An 18,819-nucleotide genomic window follows, 5' to 3' on the forward strand; every position below is an offset into this window, starting at 1 on the left:
GTTACTTTATCTTGCGGGCCTCGGATTTCCACAGGCCATAAAGTGAATCGGCATCGAGAGAATCGGGAAACACGCGGTTGCGTCCGATATCATAAATGAAGACATCGCGAAGCGCAGACGGGCCGCACGCCGTTTCGGATTCATCGGGAACCATGATTTCGCGGGCAAAGTTCACTTTTCGCCCCACGGAGAATGCGTCAAACGCAAAAGAGTTCATCGATGCGCAATCGGGAATTTCTTCGACATAATAGAGGCTCGTATGCCATAGGGTGTCGGTCCGTTCCTGCACATCGCCTATCGAACTGGAATCGTCCACCCAGCGGTTATTCGAGCAATAGGTCGAATCTCCCAGCGCACACGACTTGCGGATGGGAACCAGGGCCGTATCGGACATGTTCCACACCGTCGGGAAAATCGTATCCGCCACGACCGAGCCGCACTTGTCGACAATCAGGCCACATTCGGATTTTATCGGCCGCCAGTAAAAGACACGCGGAGTGAGGCTATCGACAACCTTCAGAATCGAAGGCGAGCCCTTGGTACGCAGCGGCAAGGCCGACACAGAATCAAAAAGGGAATCCACATAGATGGCGAAGGTGTCCCGTTCGAAGCGTCCACGACGCAGGAGGATTGTATCGAGTTCGCGCCCTTCATCGTTGCGGATGCGGAGTACGGATGCGCCGGAGACGTCGTCGGCATCCAGCAGAAGCTTGACGGTCGTATCGGGATGAAGGAACGGGGACGGGCAATCCTCCCCATCGGATTTGATAATTATCTTCGGAGAAATCACCAAGGAGCCGCCGTCGTTCGAAGCATCGAGCTCAATGCGCTTGAGAGCGCAGTTGGAATAACTCCAGAGGCTATCGAGATTGATAAAAAGCGTATCAGAGACGAGGTGGATGAACGCCCCAGAATCCAAGGTGGCCTTGCGGAAAAAACCCGTCCCTACAAAGCTATCGTCTTCCGCAGAAACGGGAATCGGTCCATCGTCGCCCTGCGTGCAGGCAGCCCAAAAAAATGGAGCAGCGGCAAAGGCGACAGAAGCCGCCGCAATCTTAAAAAGCCGATCGAAAAAACGCCTGCACATTCCCGGACCCATCAAAAATCTATATCTTTTACGAATCTAGCAATTTCGGTCTTCTCCAAGGGATGCGCTTCGGAATAGAAATCCTTCCAGCGCACGAAAAGGCCGTTGCGACGGACCGAAAGGAAAAACGTCGAGCTGTCCCTAGGCGCAAGCCTCCCGACCGTAGTTGCGACATCGACGGAATCTCCGACCTTGAGCGAATCAGAAACTTTCGACGGATACAGCCCGGACATCTTTGAGACAACGTTGTTCCCATGGTCAAGTTCGATGAAGTTGCCCATGGAATCCTTCCCCGCGGCAAGCACAATGCCAGGCAAAATTGGATGCACCGGCGCTTCGCCAATCCCGAGGAGAGCATCCATCGCCAGAAGCGATTCCTGGCCCTCGAAGTCAAAGTCTTCCGTAATCGGAAGCGCAGACCAATCCAGCGGCTGCTTGGGGCAAAGCCCCGGGAACCGGCATCCGTCATCCATGTTCACCCAATAAAACGAGGAATCCGCCCCGAGAACATGGAGGTAGGTAGACACCACAGAATCTTCCACCTGGACAAGAGTCGCCTCCGAGAAATTATCACGGGGAGCCACCCAGTGCAAGCGCGGACGCGAAGACCTGGTCGTCTGCGAAAGGTAGCGCAAAAAACTGTTGGGCAGGTAGAATATGGAATCGGAGAGCACCCAGGAGCACTGGCCAAGACCGTTCTTGAGTTCGAAAGCCCTGCCATGCAATTCCTTGCACCGCGAATCCCAGGTCACCTCTGCCGTTTCGGAATTCCCGGGTAGCGGGAGGAGGTTCACCACCTTCTCGGCAATTCCCAGCTTGATGAAGAGGAACAGGAGGATGCCAAACAAGAGCAGCCGTACAACGGGGATGTTACGGCGGCGTGACTTGTACTTTTTCTTGCAGTGATGCTCCGAGAAGCCTTCCGACATCGGTCAAATCACATCAGGAAGTAGGCGACGGCGCCACCGAGCACCAGGAGTATCAGAATGATGAAGAAGACCGTCTTGCCCGACGAAGATTCTTCCTCGAACGGCATGTTCATGCCCTTGGCGGCTAGTTTCTTCTCGTCCTTGACGACCGCGTTGAAACTCTTGGTAAAGCGACGGTTGTGACCAGTGCGGCGTTCTGCACGGGGCTGTTCGGCATCCAAGGCCGAATGGACATTCTGGGACGCGACCGGCGCGACTTCCGGTTCCGGAACCGGCGATGCAGGAGGAAGCGGTTCTGCCGGGCCATGGCTATGCAGCGAGAAAGACATCATCTCCGCTTCGGCCGCGAACACCTTGAGCGAGCGGTCGAGGCCAGCCTTCTTGAGGCCGTCCGCTATCGTCGCGCTGTTGCTCAGGAGAGCGAGCATGCCCCCCTTTCCCGAAAGTTCACCCTGGAACTGGACAAACGCATTATAGGCATCGCTATAGACAAAATCGAGACCCGTCAGGTCAACGGCGACAAACTTGTCGTCGGGGTTGTCATCGATCAGCTTCCGGGCATCCTTCTTGAACTGCTCCGCATCGAACGCCCCGATAGGGTTCAGGGGTGCAGACAACAAGTCAAAAATGCCGACTTCGCGATAGTTCTTTAATTCCGTCATACGATTGAAATATAGACTAATTTTTTCGTAATGTGACGGATATCGCCAATAAAATGCAAAAAAAGTTAATTTTCGCCCTATTCTTCCCAGTAGGTTCCGCCGGCGGGACGCTCTTCGAGCACCTCTTCCGACGCATCCTCGACCACCGGAGCCGCCGGGGCGGCCTCAGACTGGGCCTGTTCTGCAGCAGGAGCCTCCGGGGCCGATTCCTCGGGATGGGGTTCCTCTTCTAGCAGGGAGCCCTTGTATTTGGACGGGCCGCGATCGCGTTTCGGTTCCGGACGGGGAGCGCGGGCGAACAGGTAAGGGCTCACGCTGATGCTCACGCGGTGAACAGGCGAAAACACCGGGTGCGATTCGAAGGCGTAGTCAACCTTCAGGAACTTCGCAATGACAAGTCCGGCACCCGCAGTAAAGCTTTTGAAGGTGGTGAAGCTCGAAAGCCCCGCACGGACGCTGAGCCCGAAATCGAAGGCGAACTCGATGCCGCCCCGGCCGCCCGAAAGCCAGTCGAGCGGGCTTTCCCAGATGGGGCCCCCCACTTCCTCGTCGGTTTCAAAATCTAGCGCTCGGGCTTCGTGATGGAAGAGCCCGGCCCCCTGCCAGTAGAAATTCAACTTGCCGTAAAGGTAGGCCACCGGCAAGCTGTAGCTTACCGCCAGATAGACTTCGGGAGCAGAATACTCGAACTCCCCCGATTCCCATGTTGTCGCAGAAGAAGTCCAGCCCTTCAACATCGCCGACACGAAAAGGCTGTCGACAGCCCGGAAGCGGAGTCCGGCATCGCCCCGGAAGCCAAAGCCCGTCTGGTCCATATCGCGATACAGTAGGTGGAAGCCCACGCCCAAGTCCAGCCGATCGGTGAGGCGTCGGCCCCACGAAACAGAAAACACCCAGTCGGCAATCGAAAGCGTCTTGTAGTCGCTACCTTCGGGGAGCGGTTCGCCCTCGCGGATATAGGGAATGTCATCTGCAGCGAATCGCGAAAAGGACACGCCAATGCCCTGGCCCTCGGACAGCGGAATCGCCGCTGATGCAAAATCGAACTTGGTATCTTCGTAGTATTCCGTATGCGAGAAAGACGCCCAGGCGTAGTTCACGTTTGCGAGCTGGTACGGGTTGGCCGTGAGCCCCAGGTAATCCCCGTCAACAGCCATCGTCGCAGAACCAAGGGCTGCAGAACGGGCTCCCGGTTCCATGTCAAGCGTCGCATTCGCCCCCACCACGCGGTCGGCAGCAGAGGACACACCCGCAAGCAGCAGGGTCGCAGCCAAAGCGACCACCGCCCATCGGCGGCAGTCCACAAGCGTCGGTGTGTCAAGTTTGCACGCGAAATTCATACCTTACCCTCTAAAATAGATTTTTCGCAAGGGCGTGACCAACAAGGAGCCCCTTTATTATGGTCTTTTGTTTGTTAAATTATGCGGCATGAACCTTCCGGAACACATCGAGCAATTCTTGCAGTATATTGCGGAGCGGCGACGTTTTTCACCCCGCACGGTAGACACCTACAAGAAGTCGCTCACGAAGTTCCTCGAGCACCTGGGCTGCACGCCCATACCCGCGGGCAAAGCGGGCGTCGAGAATGTGCCCGCGCTTTCGGCATTTTCCGAGATGAACGTGAAGGGTTTCGTGTGGGATCTGAAGATGAAGCAGAAACTGGCGCCCACGAGCATCTGCGAGCACCTTGCCGCATTAAAAAGCTTCGGCAAGTACCTAGTGCGTTCGAAGATACTGGAGACAAATCCCGCCGAAGCAGTCCCTATGCCCAAGCGGCCCAAGCGGCTCGTGAACGTGCTCGGGCAAAAAGACCTCGCGCCCGAAAAATTCCCAGAACTGCCGGACCCTCCGACGCTACAGCAGGTACGGGCACGCATATTGCTCGAACTCATCTACGGTTCGGGGCTCCGCATCTCCGAATGCCAGAGCCTCACGTGGGACCGCATCGACGTGAATGCGAAACTCGTACGCGTTCTTGGCAAGGGAAACAAGGAGCGCATCGTGCCCTTGACCGAAAGCTTCATCGAGCGCATCGCGAACTTCAAGCAGATGGAGGCGGAAGCGGGTCACCTACCTACAGCAACAGGCTACGTATTCTTGAGCGAAGACGGCAAGCCGTTCGGACTGCGCACGCTCAGGAACGACATCCACGACCTGCTGCGCGACATCGGCTGGGAGGGGAAAGCGAGTCCGCACGTATTGCGTCACAGTTTCGCCACGCACCTGCTCGAAAACGGCGCCGAAATCATGAGCGTGAAGGAGATGCTCGGACATTCGAACATCTCTACTACTCAAGTCTATACTCACGTGAATGCAGAACGCCTGCGCACCGCCTTCAAAAAAACACACCCGCGCGCATAGTACCCGCGAGCATAACGCTCATAAAAAAAATCCCGCAGGCAAATTCCCGCGGGCTTATTTTTTTAGAAGAAACTTCCCTTTATGCCGACAGCGATGGTCCACTGCTGCAGAATGTCGCCCCAGTCGGGCGCATTCCATTCGCGCATCGGGGATTCATCGTATTCATCGCTCGGGTCAGCCGCATTCGCCTTGTCGTGTATGGGCACGGAGAGTGCGAGGAACACCGGGAAGTCCGCATTCGAGAACTCGATACCATAGGCAAGCGCCACAGACCACGCCTGATGATCGGGGTCGGGACGCGGGTCATACGTGCCCGCCTTCTCGGAACTAATCCATGCAACGCCCAGCGGTACAGACAAGTTAACACCCAGGCTCTGCACGATTCCTGCACGCCCGCGGTAACCGTAAGCCACCGATGCGCCCACAGAAGGCGGAGTGAAGGCACCGAGGTCGTTTTCGCCATAGGGCTTGAAGCGGTACTCGAAGCGGTCGCCATCGTGCTCGATGTTTTTCCAGTAGCTGTCGTTGAACTCGTTCTCGCCCGAAATCAGATGCATCGCGAACGGGTACGTGAACGTAAGCCCGTAAAGCCAGATTCCCTTGTCGGTATCGCGGCTGTAGTCCCAGCCGAGCGTGAGCGAATACAGGCCCGAGCCCTTCTGGAAACTTGCAGGCAAGATTTCTTCGGAAGCATCCGTACCGCGCTTGATATCGTACTGGCCGGTAGGAATCGTGAGCGATGCAGAAAGCGATGCCGCTCCCCCGCTACCAATCGTCTTGCTAAAGTCAAACGAGATATCGCCAAGCCCGCCGGTACTGCGGTCGGTCGGAGCCTGGTTACTGCGGTACTGGACTTCGCCCTGGTGCGAGACGAGCGGGACAGAAACGCCGAGTTTTGTAGACCACGTGGGCTTTATCGAAAAATGCGGGGTGAGCGTAAGGCCCGAGAAATTCTGGCCGACGCTGTACTTGGTAAACACTTCCGTTTCGAGGTAGCCGCCCGAAACGCCCTGACCGATCCACTTGATGCCATCGCTCGCACCTCCACCGGAACCGCCGGCACCGCACCCGCCAATGGATTCCCAGGGGGTAGCGGGTTCGACCGGAGCGTTGTATGCCGCAAGGAACGCGCAGATAGCGACAGCCGCGAGAGATGCGACCGCACCGAATTTTTTGCCAGACTTGAGTAAGGATTTCTTCATTGCGTACCTCACGGAAGTTCCAGCAAATAGCCGTAGTTTGTACCGGTGGCAAGGAACCTGCCATCGGGAGAGCGCCCGCCAATCATGGGAATGGAGGCGATTTCACGAACATCTCCGACCCACTCTACCGCAAGGTCGCTCGGGGCACCCGCATTCAGGCGAACTTCGCGCATCACCGTGCGACCCACGGAACCGTCCTGCACGGATTCCTGCGTGAGGTCGTTCTTGTTGAGCATCTGCGAGCCCTGCGGGAATTCCGTCCACATCACAAAAAGTCTGCCGTTATAGGCAAACCAGTGCGGTTGTGCGGGTTCCGAAAGCGAGTTCTGCCCGCGTTCGATTTTCACCGGCGAAGAGTTTGCGGAAAGTTCCTGGATGTAGGCTTCCCACGTCGTCGGATTCTCGAGCACGTTATAGACAATGAAGTTTCCGTCCGGCGAAATCATCGGAGCGTCAATGCTCCAGCCGGACTTGCCGGAAGGCCTTGCAAGCGTCTTCGCCTTATCAAGCCCGCCGTTCGCAAAATCGACAAACACAATCTTGTCATCGCCGTCCACGTAGGTCAGGCGCACCTTGTCGGTGCCAAAGAAGCCTTCCACCGTAGAATCCGCGGCATCCTCATCAACGGAGGCATCCGGCGAAACCCACAGGTGCGGAGACGCCGTCTCGATAATATTCTTGTCGTAGAACCAGAACCGCTTGCTATCCGACATGCGCACGGCAAAAATACCGTAGTCCAGATTCTCGCAGGCCTTCTTCCCGTCCAGATCGTAGGCGCGGAGCGCAACGGCATAGTCGGCGTGCGTACTCCATTCCGGATCCTGGAACTGGCATTCGCCCGCAGCCGTATCGCGCATCATGTACCAGAGCACCTTGCCCGATGTATCGGAAATAGTCAGACGGTCGTGCTGGATTACCCCGCTTGTCGTAAAGTCCGAATCCGGCGGAGTCACCTTGAGCGTACCGCCAAAGTTCAGCCAGAGCATCGCAGCCGGATAGTTTACCGTATCCTGGGATACGGAGGGGTTACAAATCTGCTTCTGCGTGTTCACCGGGAAGACCGTCCCGATATCGGACTTGCCACTGGACGCGGACTCGACCGATTCGGCCTCGAAAGGTTCCGGCGAGTAGCACGCGACAAGCAGCGCGGGCAGGAGTAATCCAAATAACTTTTTCATCAAAACTCTTTCCCCACCCCAAAAAATTTACAGCGAGACCTTCACCTTTTCGCGCATGGCCATGACCTGCGCCTTGGCTTCTTCTACGGAATCGCGGCGAGCAAGCAACACGCCCAGGCGGCGGTGGCCCTTGAGTTCGGGCTTGCCGAACAGGCGAAGCGCAGTGTCAGGTTCTGCAAGCACATCTTCCAGGCCGCCGAACTTCACGTGGTCGGAATTGCCGTCCACCACAATAGCCTTCGAAGCGCTCGGGCCGTGGAAAGCGATGTTCGGGATAGGCAGGCCCAAGATAGCGCGGGCGTGCAGCGCAAATTCAGACAAATCCTGCGAAATCAATGTCACCATGCCGGTATCGTGCGGGCGCGGGGAAACTTCGCTGAAGAGCACCTGGTCCTTGCATACGAACAGTTCCACACCAAAAATGCCGCGGCCACCGAGAGCGTCGGTAATCTTCTTCGCGATGTCCTTCGCCTGTTCCAGGAGTTCGGGCTTCATCGGCTGGGGCTGCCAGGATTCCTGGTAGTCGCCGCCCACCTGATGGTGACCCACCGGTTCAAGGAAGCTGGTTCCGCCCACATGGCGAACCGTAAGCAATGTAATCTCGTAATCGAACGGCACGAAACCTTCGACAATCACGCGGCTGGCATGGCCGGTGCGGCCCTCGTGCTGGGAAATGTCCCACGACTTCTGCACGTCGGCCTCGGTCTTGATGACGCTCTGGCCATGGCCCGAGGAACTCATCACCGGCTTCACCACGCACGGGATGCCGATCTCGGCGACGGCCTTCTGGAAATCCTCGAAATTGTCGGCAAAGCGGTACGGGCTCGTCTTGAGGCCCAGTTCCTCAGCGGCAAGGCGGCGGATGCCCTCGCGGTTCATCGTGAGCTTGGTGGCCTTCGCGGTCGGGATGACGTTGAAGCCTTCCTTCTCGAGTTCCACGAGCGTGTCGGTCGCAATCGCCTCGACCTCGGGAACGATGTAGTCGGGCTTCTCCAGTTCGATCACGCGGCGGAGTTCGGCTCCGTCGAGCATGTTGATGACGTGGCTACGGTGGGCCACCTGCATGCCCGGGGCGTTGGCATAACGGTCCACGGCGATGACCTCGACGCCGAGACGCATCATCTCGATGATGACTTCCTTGCCGAGTTCGCCCGCTCCGCAAAACAGCACCTTCGTGGCGCTAGAACTTAGAGGTGTACCGATTTCTGCCATAAAAAACTCCTTGGTTTAGGAATAATATAGATATAGTTAGTCCTTGATGCAACGGACTGATAAACTGAAGTTCTCGTCAGTGAAGCTGAGGGTCGCACCGATCGCATTCAAGTACCAGTAGTCAGCGGAATAGTTATCATACTCAGTAAACTCAGCGGCACTCCAGAAGCGGGCGTACCCGCCGACATCGTAGAAAGCGCTACGCATGTAGCCGCCGGCAGGAAGCGCGGAAAACCCGTACGCATCGGTTGCATCAGGCCAATTGTCAAAGCCCTTCGCCTGCATGGCATTCGACGATTTGCCCATCACGCTATACAGCGTTCTCCATTCCGTAGAATCCGGGATATGCCAACCTTCCGGGCAAATACCACGCGCAGGAGTCTTTATGGTACATTCTACATCATAGCCACAACCCTTGGCATTATCCGAAAATACAGCTGCACTGTCCATGGCATCGGCCCAGGTGTAATAACGGCCGTACTTGGCACAGGAATCCATGTAGCAAAGGCTATTCGCCGTTTCGTAATTGAGGTTTTCCGCCATCCATGTCTTGGTCCCGATGGTCACCTTCTTGTATATCTGCTTGTCACGAGCATCTATGAAAAAGTTCTCGGCCCCTTCGATGCTCTTGCCGTCTTGACCATCTTTACCATCGTTGCCGTCTTCGCCCTTGTCGCCTTGTTCTCCTTTTTCGCCGTTCAGCACAACGCCGACGGAATCTCCGCCACAGATGACCTTGAAACCGCTGCTATCGGGCAAGGACTCCATTGTGCAAGAAGTACCAGCTTCACCAGAATCACCTGGAGCGCCCTTATCACCCTTGTCGCCTTTCTCGCCGTCCTTGCCATTGAACGTAACCCATTCGTTGTCGACACAGGCGTAGGCTGCGGCAGAATCCAGCGCATAAACCATCGTGCCTTCGTTTTCCGTGGTGCACTCGGGCAACTTCTCGCCCTCTTCGACAATCTTCATGCCGGTCTCGTGGACTTCGGTCACTTCGGTGACTTCATCGCCGCAGGCTACAAGGAGCGTGGCTGTTAACGCCACAATTCGGGTTAAAGAGTGTTTCAGGGACATGGGTGCTCCTTTGAAGGGGTTAGCTTCTTTTAGAACTTCGTATCGACCGGGTTGAAGGTGAACTTCACGCCGGAACGCAGCCAGCCATCGTAACCATCATCGCCCTTCACGTGCGCGAGGTTTTCGTACTTGCGGAACCCGCCTCCCACATAAAAGCCGAACCAGCCGTTCACCTTCATCTTGTAGAGCGCATCTACCAGGTACTGGGCCTCTTCCACGCCGGAGGGGGAATTCTCTCCGCCGGCGAGGGCCACGTTGTAGTCGGTGAACATTTCCTTGTCGCCCTGGCGCAGCCATGCAAGAGTGAGCGCGAGCGAGTGCTTGCCGTACTGCCAGCCGAAATCGAACCACAGGTCGAGAGCGTCGGCGCCACGGCGGTAGCCTATCGGGTAATCCACAAAGTAGGCGTCGGCGTAATCGGGGTCGTCCTGTTCGCGGTAGTTGCTGCGGTAGTTGCGGCGGCTCGTGTACTTGAGGAGCGGGAGCCTGCTGTTGCCAGCCACGGGGTCGGTGCGCACCACGTCGAGCCTCCAGCTGAACTTGCCGTAGAGCGCGGTCGAAAGTTCGTGATAGTAGCCCACGAGGTAGTTGATTACAGAGCGGCTCGTGCCCTTGTCATCGTCCTCGCCCACCGGGCTGTTGATGTCTTCCATGTTTATCTGGCTATAGAACTTCGCGCCATTGCTCGTCTTGTAGCCGAGTTCCACGGAAGTCGCTGCCGACGTGTAGCCGGTCGCGTAGTTGTCGTGCCAGTATATGAACGGGCTCATGGAGCGGAACTCGGGAGCCTTGCCGCCAATCATGCTCTGCTCGGCGATGTAAATCCAGAACTTTTCGGTCTCGATGCCGAACTTGTGGAACATGAAGGTCTTGATGTTGTCGTCGTAGGTGCGGTTGCGCTGGTTCGCCACCTGGTTGTCGCGCTCGGTGCATTTTTGCGCGTAGGCCTCGGTACCCACGGGCGGGCAGCCGGTCGAATGGTCTATCACGTCGCCGTAAAGCCAGGCGTTGAGCGAGCTGAACAGGAAATCGTAGCGGAACATGCCGGCAGCGAATTTCCAGCGCAGGCCGTCGTGGTAGGGTGCACCGCCCACCAGGATGTCGTTCCTGGAAACTTTCAGGTCGTCGAGCGCGAACCGCCCGAACTGCACGTAGCCCACGGGGTTTTCCCACACGGCGTAGGCGTTGTTCGGCACGTTTATATCGAGTTCGCTCGGGTCGTACGTGAAATTCTTGTGAAGGTCGTCCTGGTACCAGGCCTCGAGATCGCGCCGGAGCGGGGCTTCCAGAAGCACGTGGAAACTCTTGTAGCCCGCGCGGAAACTGAGGGTGAAGAACGGGTCGAGGTATTCCTCGTAACTGCGGGCGGTTTCGAGCGGAATCTGCAGGCCGCGCCAGTTGCCCCCGAACCAGTCGGCGGTATCTACCGCGAAGGTGGGGTCGGTGGGGCCGCCGTTGAACCCGAAGTCGAAATCGGTGCCTATCTGGAAATAGCCGCGTTCGCCCGACTGCGGGGGCGCCGGGTATGCATGGCCCGAAACGGCAAACGCGAGCGCACAGAGAGCGAAGATGTGGGCACCGGACCTCATGAACGCTAAAATAGCAAAGATTCCCGAACAGGGACATTCAAAACACGAAAAAGGACTACCCAGGCAGGGAGACCCAGGTAGTCCCTTGTGTGTTGTGGGGATGTGCGTGGAATACGCACACCCTGTGTGTGTGTTATTCTTCTTTCTAGAAGTTCTTCAGAGGCATCTTAGAAGATGTCGCTCAGGGCGTTTCCGCGGAGGAAGGCGGGCACGTCGTAGTCAACACCGTTGCTCTTGAGGGAACCGGCTTCGTACTGCGTGGACTTTGCCGCGGGGGCAGCCGCGAGGGCCTGCTGGCGGATAAAAGTCGGAGTGCCGAGGTTGGCCGGTTCTTCGCGCATGGCGCTCACAGAAGCAGTCTCATGGACTCCGTTCATGTCGTCCACATCCGCGACGGCAGAGAATTCCTGCGTTTCGGGAAGGGAGGCGTTGGGAGTCCCGAGAATGGATTCTTCGGCAGCGGGAGCCGTAGCCGAGAATTCAGGAGCAGCATAGCCCTGAGCGGGCTGCTGCACGGCACCCTGCTGTGTGAACGTCGCCTGCGGAGCGGCAGGAGCGACGGCCGGCATGGCAACCGTGTTGTGCGCAAGGGCAACGAAATTCAGGCTGGTCGGACGCGGAGTCGGCTGCACCGGCTGCGGCGCGACGGGAGCCTGCTGGACCGGGGCCTGCGAGAAGCCTGCAGGGCTACCGATGGTGTTCACCAGGTCGCTCGGGCGGGGTGTCGGAGCCACGTAGGGCTGCTGAGCCACCTGGGCAGAAGCGGACTGCTGAATGCCGGTGTTGCCGCAGCCTGTCGCGATAATCGTGATGCAAACCTTGTCGCCGAGTTCCGGGAGGAGGATATCGCCGATGATGATATTCGGGTCTCCCATGTCGCCTACGGCCTCGTAGATATGTTCCATGGCCTCGCTGTATTCGATCATGGAGAAACTTTCGCCGTGGGAAACATTCACCAGCACGCCGGTAGCGCCTTCCACGTTCACGTCTTCGAGAAGCGGAGAAGAGAGGGCCATGTCAACAGCCTTGATGCCGCGGTTTTCGCCTTCGGCAATGCCCGTGCCCATGAGGGCGGAGCCGCCGTTGGTCATCACGGTCTTCACGTCGGCAAAGTCAACGTGGATAAGGCCATGGCGGAACATGATGTCGCAAATGCTGCGGACGGCGTTACCGAGAATGTCGTCAGTCAGCTTGAACGCGCCTTCGAGGGTCATGTTCTTGTCGGTATTCTCGACCACGTTCATGAGCTTCTTGTTGTCAACCACAATCATGGTGTCAACCGTGTCCCTCAGGTTCTTGATGCCCTTTTCTGCATTCCTGGAGCGGACAGGGCCTTCGTGCCTGAAAGGCTTGGTGACTACGGCTATGGTAAGGATACCGAGTTCACGAGCAGCAGCGCCAATCACCGGGGCTGCACCCGTTCCGGTTCCACCGCCCATGCCGGCAGTGACGAAGATGAGGTCGGCCCCCTTCATGGCCTCCTTCAGTTCCTCGACGCTTTCTTCGGCAGCCTTGCGGCCCACGTCCGGCTTTGCGCCGGCGCCGAGAGTCTTGGTGGTCTTCTGGCCAATGGCAATCTTGTGATCGGCAAGGCTCAGTTCCAAGGCCATGGCATCGGTATTCACGGCGTAGTATTCCACGCCCTGAATGTTCATGCCGACCATGCGGTTCACGGTGTTGCCGCCGGCACCGCCGACACCGAACACCTTCACCTTCGCGTTGTTGAGGGTGGATTCATCCATTTCGATATGGGATGTCCCGTTCATGTATTCACTCATAGTTTTTCTCCCTGGGATTGAGTGGTTGGTTTTTGTTGTTTAAAAGTATGTCTGGACCAAATCCTTGATCCACTGAAGACCTTTCTTGACGGATACCGTAATCTGCTTACCCGTCTCGTTCCTTCTGTTCTCGCGCTGCTTGCGGGCGGCGTAATGCAGGAGCCCGATGCCTGTCGCGTAGGATGGCTTGCGGAACGCTTCCTGGATTCCGCTGAAGAACTTGGGAAGCCCGATGCGCACCGGCTTGTGGAACACCTTCTCTGCAATCTCGTCGATTCCTTCGAGAGCGCAGCAGCCGCCCGTCAGCACGATTCCGCCGTTGATGAGGCCGTCGATTTTGTGCTTCTGGAGGTCATCGCTCAGCATCTTGAAAATCTCGGCGACACGGGCCGTGATCACGCGCGCAAGGAGCTTGCGGGAGCACTGCACGTCGCCACGGTCACCCACGCCGGGCACCGGGAACGTCTCGTCCTCGATAAGGTTGTTGATCTTGCAGGTGCCGTACTTCTTCTTGATTTCTTCGGCCTTCGAAAGCGAAATGGGAACCTGGAGGCACTTGCTGATATCGCTCGTGATACTGTTCCCAGCAAGGTCAAGGGAAACCGTATAGCGAACGGACTCGCCCACGAACACGGCCACGTCGGCAGAACCGGCGCCAATGTCAATCAGGGCGACTCCCAGTTCCTTTTCATCCTCGGTGAGCACGGCATAGGCGGCAGCAAGGGGTTCCAGCACAAATTCCATCGTGTGGAGACCGGCGCTCTTTACGCACTTGTCCAGGTTCTGGATGGCATTCGGGCGCGAGGTAACCACCTGGACTTCGACGCCGAGGCGGCGGCCGTTGAGGCCCTTCGGGTTGCGGATGCCCGGCTGGTCGTCGAGCGTGTATTCGCCCGGGAACACGTGGATAATCTGCCCGGCCGATTCGGGAATCGTGCTCGCCTGGTCCTTGACCGTTTCGATATCCTGGCTGCGGACTTCTCCGGTCGGAAGCGTAATGAGTCCCCTGTAGTTGAACGAGGAGACATGCTTTCCGGCGATACCCACGTACACGTCGTGGACATCCACGCCGACCGTCGACTCGATGGACTGGGCCGCATTCTTGAGCGTCTCGACCACGTGATCGAACTCGTCCGCATTGGTAAGCGGGAAGTCCCCGCATTCCAACACGCGCACGGAGGCTCCGTCCACCATGCCGACGAACAGGTTAATTTTCGAGGCTCCGATATCCAGACCGAATATCAGGTCCTCTTTCCTCATTTCATTCCTTGCTTCATCCATTGACACACCTCTTGTCAAAATTCCTTACATAAGCAAAACCGGCATAACGCATGTCCAATTCACCGGCACAACGCAAATCCTTCGGAAATCCCGCCTTGACCATCTCGTACAGGGCGAAGAGATCGCTGTTCCAACCCGACTGCGGAAACAGCACATGAAACTCGACATCGCGGAAGAACACCTCGAAGGCCTTGTCTTCCGAATCCCAGCCCACCTGGGAAATCTGGCCGAAAAGCTTGGAATCGATCTTGCGCATTTCGGAGAGAAACTTGCATATGCGCTTGATTTCGTCCATGGAACCGGGTTCCACTATCGGAAGCCTGAGCGCAGTCGACATCGATAGCGGCATGGGCACTCCGCGTTCGGAATAGACAGTCGCCTTGCCCCCTTCGAAGAACGAAGCCACGGGATCCGCCTCCTGCAAACGGATTGTCACGGAGGAGGGGAACTTCTTCTCCACTTCCGCCGAACGGATGAGCGGCATCTGCATCAGCATTTTTTCTACCGAATCAGGTTCGAGTTCCGACATGAGCATTCCCGGTTCCACCTGCGCATTCTGGATAACGTCTTCCCACGAGAGCATGCGATTCCCCTCGATATCGATATACTGCAAATGGCGCAGTTCGAGCGGGTTGAATCGCTGCACGTAGAATCGGTTCGTCCAGAGAGCGACACCGGCGACAACTAGCAGGATTGCAACAATCCAGCCACGGCGCACGAACCAACGAACGGCGCCCTTGAAGCCGCGTTTCAGCTTTTGAACGCGGGCCTCCTTGCGCTTGCTCTCGTTGTAGCCGATGCGACGGCCGAGGAATGTCGTCCTGGATTCGGTCAAATGCATTCCTCCAAAATACGGTCTCCCAACTTGTAGATGCTTCCGGCGCCCATCAGCACCACCACGTCGCCCGCCTTGAGTTCCTCCTTCAGAATCGGAAGCAGGTTCATCTGGTCGCCCACGAAACGGGCATTGCGGTGGCCGCGGTCGCTCGCGCTGTTTGCGACAAGCGCGCCTGTCACGCCTTCGATGGGGCGTTCACGCGCCGGATAGATATCCGTCACCAAAAGCACATCGCAGTTCGCGAAAGCCATACCGAAAGCTTCGTGCTGGTCGCGGGTGCGACTGAAAAGGTGCGGCTGGAACGCAACGACAATCCTCTTGTCCGGGAAAGCCTCGCGGAAGCCAAGCAGCGTCGCGGTCGCTTCAGTCGGGTGGTGCGCGTAGTCGTTGAACACCATCACGCCGTTCTTCTCGCCCATGAATTCGAAGCGACGCGTCACGCCCTGGAACGCGGCACACGCCTTGCGGGCCACATCGGCAGAAATGCCTTCCTCGATAGCAAGCGCCACGGCGGCGGTCGCATTGAGCACGTTGTGGCGGCCCGGAATCTGGAGGCGGAATTCGCCCAGGTTTTCGCCGTCGTTCAAGATTTCAAATACGGGATATCCCTTCTCGAAGCGAAGGTTGTCCACGCGATACTTGGCCTGTCGAGTAAAGCCATATGTTATCACCGGTTTCCTGACGCGCGAGAGAATCGCCTGCACGTTCGGGTCGTCGAGGCAGAGGATTGCCTGGCCGTAGAACGGAATCTTGTTCACGAACTGCACGAACGCATCCTTGATATCCTCAATATTCTCGTAAGTATCCAGATGGTCGGCATCGATGTTTGTCACGATGGCCGAAGACGGCATCATCGAAAGGAAACTGCGGTCGAACTCGTCGCTTTCGGCAATCAGGTAGTCGCCCTTGCCCACCTTGGCACCCGAGCCCTTGCCCTTCACCACGCCACCCACGATAATCGTCGGGTCGAGACCGGCTTCTTCCCAGATTTCACCGACGATGGAGGTTGTCGTCGTCTTCCCGTGCGTCCCGCAAATCGAGAGCGTATACTTCATGCGCATGAGTTCGCCGAGCATTTCGGCGCGGCGAATGACGGGGATGCGGCGGTTGCGCGCTTCCACGAGTTCGGGATTATCGTGCGGAACGGCGGACGAATACACGACCAGGTCGGCATTTTCCACGTTCTTCGCTTCGTGCTTCGGCGCAATCTTGATGCCAAGACCCTTGAGGTAGTCGATGACGGGACTTTCACCCGTATCGGAACCCGACACTTCAAATCCATTCGCATGCAGCACCTCGGCAATGCCGGACATCCCGGCGCCACCGATGCCCACAAAGTGGAGACGACGAACACGTTTACAATCATTGATCTGCATTACGCTTCTTCCTTTTCCAAGATGGCCTTCGCGATCTGGTCGGCGGCATCGGGCATTCCCAGCCCCTTCGCGGCAGCGGCCATAGCATTCAAACGGGTTTCATTCGCCAGAAGCTGCTCCACCTTTTCCCACAGGTGGTTCTCTTCGGCATCGAGCTCGACGAGGCATGCCCCCGCCTTTTCGACCACGCGGGCGTTGTGTTCCTGGTGGTTCGCTGTCGCATGCGGGAACGGGAGCAGAATCGACGGCTTTCCGAACGCGAGGATCTCGGCCAGGGCGGAAGCCCCGGCACGGCTGATTATCAGGTCGGCATGCTTCATGTAGGCGTAGATTCCGTCGAGGAACCCGCGGATGGCGACATTCGGCACATTGCCGACACGTTCCGAGATGGCTTCGACATTCTTCACGCCCACCTGCCACACGACAGACACGTCGTCGCGGGCGGCAATCGTCTTGATGCTTTCTTCAATCTTGTTGTTGATACCGGCTGCGCCCTGCGAACCGCCCACAATAAACACGGCCTTCTTGCCTGGGGCAAACTCGGCCGGACGAGCAAGCGAATCGCCATCGGGCAGCTTGCGCACGGGGTTTCCAAAGACCATGCACTTTTCTGCGGGGAAGAACTTCGCCGCATCATCGGAGGTCACAAACACAGTCTTCGCATAGCGAGACCCGACCTTGTTCGCGACACCGGCAACGGCATTCTGTTCCTGCAGGTAGACGGGAATTCCGAGACGGCCTGCCGCCATCACAATCGGGAGCGACACGTAGCCGCCCGTCGCCACGACCACATCGGGATTCACTTTCTTCACGACGCTCTTCGCACGCACCAGCGACTTCGAAAGCTTGAACGGAAGAGCCAAATTCTTGAGGAACGGACCGCGGTGGAGCGGTTCCGCCGTGATATATTCATAAGGCCAGTTAGCAGCCACAAGGCGTTCTTCCATAGAATCCTTGCGACCGGCGAACGTGATGTCCGTATAGCCCTTTTTCTTTAGGCTTTCGGCAATCGCAACTGCCGGGAAAATGTGGCCACCGGTGCCACCGCACACAAACAGGAACTTTTTCATGATTCAGCCCTCGTTATATCAAAACCGCCGAACGTATAGACGTTCGTTTTCTCGCCGCCCACATAGGGCTCGTCTATTCTCTTTCCCGTCCCGGACTTGGAAATATTCAACAGGACTCCTATGAACAGGCCGGAAACAATCAGGTTCGTCCCGCCAAAGCTGAGGAAGGGAAGCGGCTGGCCCGTTGTCGGGATGAGCCCCGTACTCACGCACACATGGACGATAAAGTTCAGGAACAGGGATGTCGTCAGCGCCACCGCCATATACTTTCCGAAGCGAGTCGAAGAATTCCTCGCAATCTCGAATCCCTGGTAGAAGAGCACTCCAAAAACGAACAGCACGCAGAACGTCCCGATAAATCCAAATTCCTCGCCTATGACCGAATACACCACGTCCTTGTGTGCCTCCGGAAGGTATCCGAGTTTCTGGATGCCCATGCCAACTCCTGTTCCAAAAAAACCGCCATTGCCGAGGGCTTCCAGAGAACGTTCCGCCTGGTAAGCACTGTCCTGGTGCATCGACGGATCCAGGAAAGCGGCAATGCGCTTCGAAGAATGGCTTTTCACCAGAAGCATGATTACACCCATCAGGAGCCCGCCCCCCAACGCCGGCAGCAAGTGCTTGAAGTTCACGCCGGCAACAAGAAGCATGGCCACGACAATGCTTGCGAACATGATCAGCATCGAGAAATTGGGCTGCAAAATCAGGAGGATTGCCGCAATCGCAAAAGGAATTCCAGGCTGGATTAAGCTGCACTTCAAGCTCTTTATTTCGGAGCCCGCCTCCGAAAGCTTGACCGCCACCATCACGATTAGCCCGAACTTCAGCACCTCGGAAGGCTGCAGCTGGAAGAATCCAAAATCCACCCAGCGTTTGGCACCAAGATGCGCCTTCCCGAAAATGAGGCAGTATACCGTCAGGGCGCAGCCCCCCGCAAAGATGACGCGCGAGAATTTTTTCCAGACCGAATAATCGATTTTTGCAGCAAAGAGCATGACAAGCAGCGTTACCAGCACCATCATGCAATGCTTCTTCAGGTAGTATTCCGGGGCAAGTCCCATCCTGAGCGCATGCTGGGTACAGGCCGTATAAACGACAACGATGCCAAAGCTCATCAACAAGAGTGTTGACAGCAGAAGCAGCTTGTTTACGCCTGTAGTCTGGTTGCTCATCTTAACT

General features: G+C 57.1%; 16 protein-coding genes. 1 reads left to right on the forward strand and 15 read right to left on the reverse strand.

Annotated features, from left to right (window positions below; genetic code table 11):
• Position 1 precedes the first annotated feature (1 nt).
• The 4 genes from B2952_RS08960 to B2952_RS08975 all read right to left on the reverse strand — a co-directional run bounded on the left by B2952_RS08960 (position 2) and on the right by B2952_RS08975 (position 4,018).
• The gene (locus B2952_RS08960; RefSeq protein WP_290728984.1) at positions 2-1,099 is read right to left on the reverse strand and encodes a hypothetical protein; all 1,098 of its coding nucleotides are present in this window, start codon (positions 1,097-1,099) and stop codon (positions 2-4) included.
• Positions 1,099-2,016, reverse strand: coding sequence for a M23 family metallopeptidase (locus B2952_RS08965; protein WP_173365155.1), 918 nt, complete (start codon positions 2,014-2,016; stop codon positions 1,099-1,101). Before B2952_RS08965 ends, B2952_RS08960 begins: the two co-directional genes overlap by 1 nt.
• Before the next feature lie 8 nt (positions 2,017-2,024).
• Positions 2,025-2,678 carry an STAS domain-containing protein gene (locus tag B2952_RS08970; RefSeq protein ID WP_173381309.1) on the reverse strand — a complete coding sequence of 218 codons (654 nt, stop codon included), beginning with the start codon at positions 2,676-2,678 and terminating at the stop codon, positions 2,025-2,027.
• A gap of 77 nt (positions 2,679-2,755) precedes the next feature.
• A complete protein-coding gene (locus tag B2952_RS08975) occupies positions 2,756-4,018 on the reverse strand; it encodes a hypothetical protein (RefSeq protein WP_290728987.1) in 1,263 nt (420 codons plus the stop codon).
• An 88-nt stretch (positions 4,019-4,106) separates the two neighbouring features.
• Here B2952_RS08975 and B2952_RS08980 point away from each other — a divergent pair, with 88 nt between their 5' ends.
• On the forward strand, positions 4,107-5,039 hold the full coding sequence (locus tag B2952_RS08980) for a tyrosine-type recombinase/integrase (RefSeq protein WP_290734371.1): 933 nt from the start codon (positions 4,107-4,109) through the stop codon (positions 5,037-5,039).
• Positions 5,040-5,101: 62 nt separating this feature from the next.
• On the opposite strand, the gene B2952_RS08985 is transcribed toward B2952_RS08980, so the two are convergent.
• The 11 genes from B2952_RS08985 to ftsW form a co-directional block, all read right to left on the reverse strand.
• Positions 5,102-6,241, reverse strand: a complete 1,140-nt coding sequence (locus B2952_RS08985; protein ID WP_290734369.1) for a hypothetical protein — start codon at positions 6,239-6,241, stop codon at positions 5,102-5,104.
• Between the two features lie 8 nt (positions 6,242-6,249).
• A complete protein-coding gene (locus B2952_RS08990) occupies positions 6,250-7,419 on the reverse strand; it encodes a hypothetical protein (RefSeq protein ID WP_290734367.1) in 1,170 nt (389 codons plus the stop codon).
• Positions 7,420-7,446: 27 nt separating this feature from the next.
• On the reverse strand, positions 7,447-8,631 hold the full coding sequence (gene purT, locus B2952_RS08995) for a formate-dependent phosphoribosylglycinamide formyltransferase (RefSeq protein WP_290734365.1): 1,185 nt from the start codon (positions 8,629-8,631) through the stop codon (positions 7,447-7,449).
• Positions 8,632-8,667: 36 nt separating this feature from the next.
• Positions 8,668-9,708, reverse strand: coding sequence for a fibrobacter succinogenes major paralogous domain-containing protein (locus B2952_RS09000; RefSeq protein ID WP_290734363.1), 1,041 nt, complete (start codon positions 9,706-9,708; stop codon positions 8,668-8,670).
• 29 nt (positions 9,709-9,737) lie between these two features.
• Complete coding sequence (locus B2952_RS09005) at positions 9,738-11,297, reverse strand: hypothetical protein (RefSeq protein ID WP_290734361.1); 1,560 nt, start codon at positions 11,295-11,297, stop codon at positions 9,738-9,740.
• Positions 11,298-11,464: 167 nt separating this feature from the next.
• Positions 11,465-13,075 carry a cell division protein FtsZ gene (gene ftsZ, locus B2952_RS09010; protein WP_173365141.1) on the reverse strand — a complete coding sequence of 537 codons (1,611 nt, stop codon included), beginning with the start codon at positions 13,073-13,075 and terminating at the stop codon, positions 11,465-11,467.
• Between the two features lie 39 nt (positions 13,076-13,114).
• Positions 13,115-14,356, reverse strand: coding sequence for a cell division protein FtsA (gene ftsA / locus B2952_RS09015; RefSeq protein WP_173365140.1), 1,242 nt, complete (start codon positions 14,354-14,356; stop codon positions 13,115-13,117).
• Positions 14,349-15,197: a cell division protein FtsQ/DivIB gene (locus B2952_RS09020; protein ID WP_290734359.1), complete on the reverse strand. Its 849-nt coding sequence runs from the start codon at positions 15,195-15,197 to the stop codon at positions 14,349-14,351. Before B2952_RS09020 ends, ftsA begins: the two co-directional genes overlap by 8 nt.
• Complete coding sequence (murC, locus tag B2952_RS09025) at positions 15,188-16,570, reverse strand: UDP-N-acetylmuramate--L-alanine ligase (protein ID WP_290734357.1); 1,383 nt, start codon at positions 16,568-16,570, stop codon at positions 15,188-15,190. Before murC ends, B2952_RS09020 begins: the two co-directional genes overlap by 10 nt.
• Positions 16,570-17,640: an undecaprenyldiphospho-muramoylpentapeptide beta-N-acetylglucosaminyltransferase gene (murG, locus tag B2952_RS09030; RefSeq protein WP_173365137.1), complete on the reverse strand. Its 1,071-nt coding sequence runs from the start codon at positions 17,638-17,640 to the stop codon at positions 16,570-16,572. The genes murC and murG overlap by 1 nt, the downstream gene beginning before the upstream one ends.
• A complete protein-coding gene (ftsW, locus tag B2952_RS09035; protein ID WP_173365136.1) occupies positions 17,637-18,812 on the reverse strand; it encodes a putative lipid II flippase FtsW in 1,176 nt (391 codons plus the stop codon). Before ftsW ends, murG begins: the two co-directional genes overlap by 4 nt.
• Between the last annotated feature and the right edge of the window lie 7 nt (positions 18,813-18,819).

This window comes from Fibrobacter sp. UBA7003, assembly GCA_002449765.1.
Lineage (GTDB): Bacteria > Fibrobacterota > Fibrobacteria > Fibrobacterales > Fibrobacteraceae > Fibrobacter.

Bases quoted from the DNA above. Each gene is read 5' to 3' on its own strand.
- B2952_RS08960 (WP_290728984.1), bottom strand. From the start codon at position 1,099: ATGGGTCCGGGAATGTGCAGGCGTTTTTTCGATCGGCTTTTTAAGATT.
- B2952_RS08965 (WP_173365155.1), bottom strand. From the start codon at position 2,016: ATGTCGGAAGGCTTCTCGGAGCATCACTGCAAGAAAAAGTACAAGTCA.
- B2952_RS08970 (WP_173381309.1), bottom strand. From the start codon at position 2,678: ATGACGGAATTAAAGAACTATCGCGAAGTCGGCATTTTTGACTTGTTG.
- B2952_RS08975 (WP_290728987.1), bottom strand. From the start codon at position 4,018: ATGAATTTCGCGTGCAAACTTGACACACCGACGCTTGTGGACTGCCGC.
- B2952_RS08980 (WP_290734371.1), top strand. From the start codon at position 4,107: ATGAACCTTCCGGAACACATCGAGCAATTCTTGCAGTATATTGCGGAG.
- B2952_RS08985 (WP_290734369.1), bottom strand. From the start codon at position 6,241: ATGAAGAAATCCTTACTCAAGTCTGGCAAAAAATTCGGTGCGGTCGCA.
- B2952_RS08990 (WP_290734367.1), bottom strand. From the start codon at position 7,419: ATGAAAAAGTTATTTGGATTACTCCTGCCCGCGCTGCTTGTCGCGTGC.
- purT (WP_290734365.1), bottom strand. From the start codon at position 8,631: ATGGCAGAAATCGGTACACCTCTAAGTTCTAGCGCCACGAAGGTGCTG.
- B2952_RS09000 (WP_290734363.1), bottom strand. From the start codon at position 9,708: ATGTCCCTGAAACACTCTTTAACCCGAATTGTGGCGTTAACAGCCACG.
- B2952_RS09005 (WP_290734361.1), bottom strand. From the start codon at position 11,297: ATGAGGTCCGGTGCCCACATCTTCGCTCTCTGTGCGCTCGCGTTTGCC.
- ftsZ (WP_173365141.1), bottom strand. From the start codon at position 13,075: ATGAGTGAATACATGAACGGGACATCCCATATCGAAATGGATGAATCC.
- ftsA (WP_173365140.1), bottom strand. From the start codon at position 14,356: ATGGATGAAGCAAGGAATGAAATGAGGAAAGAGGACCTGATATTCGGT.
- B2952_RS09020 (WP_290734359.1), bottom strand. From the start codon at position 15,197: ATGCATTTGACCGAATCCAGGACGACATTCCTCGGCCGTCGCATCGGC.
- murC (WP_290734357.1), bottom strand. From the start codon at position 16,570: ATGCAGATCAATGATTGTAAACGTGTTCGTCGTCTCCACTTTGTGGGC.
- murG (WP_173365137.1), bottom strand. From the start codon at position 17,640: ATGAAAAAGTTCCTGTTTGTGTGCGGTGGCACCGGTGGCCACATTTTC.
- ftsW (WP_173365136.1), bottom strand. From the start codon at position 18,812: ATGAGCAACCAGACTACAGGCGTAAACAAGCTGCTTCTGCTGTCAACA.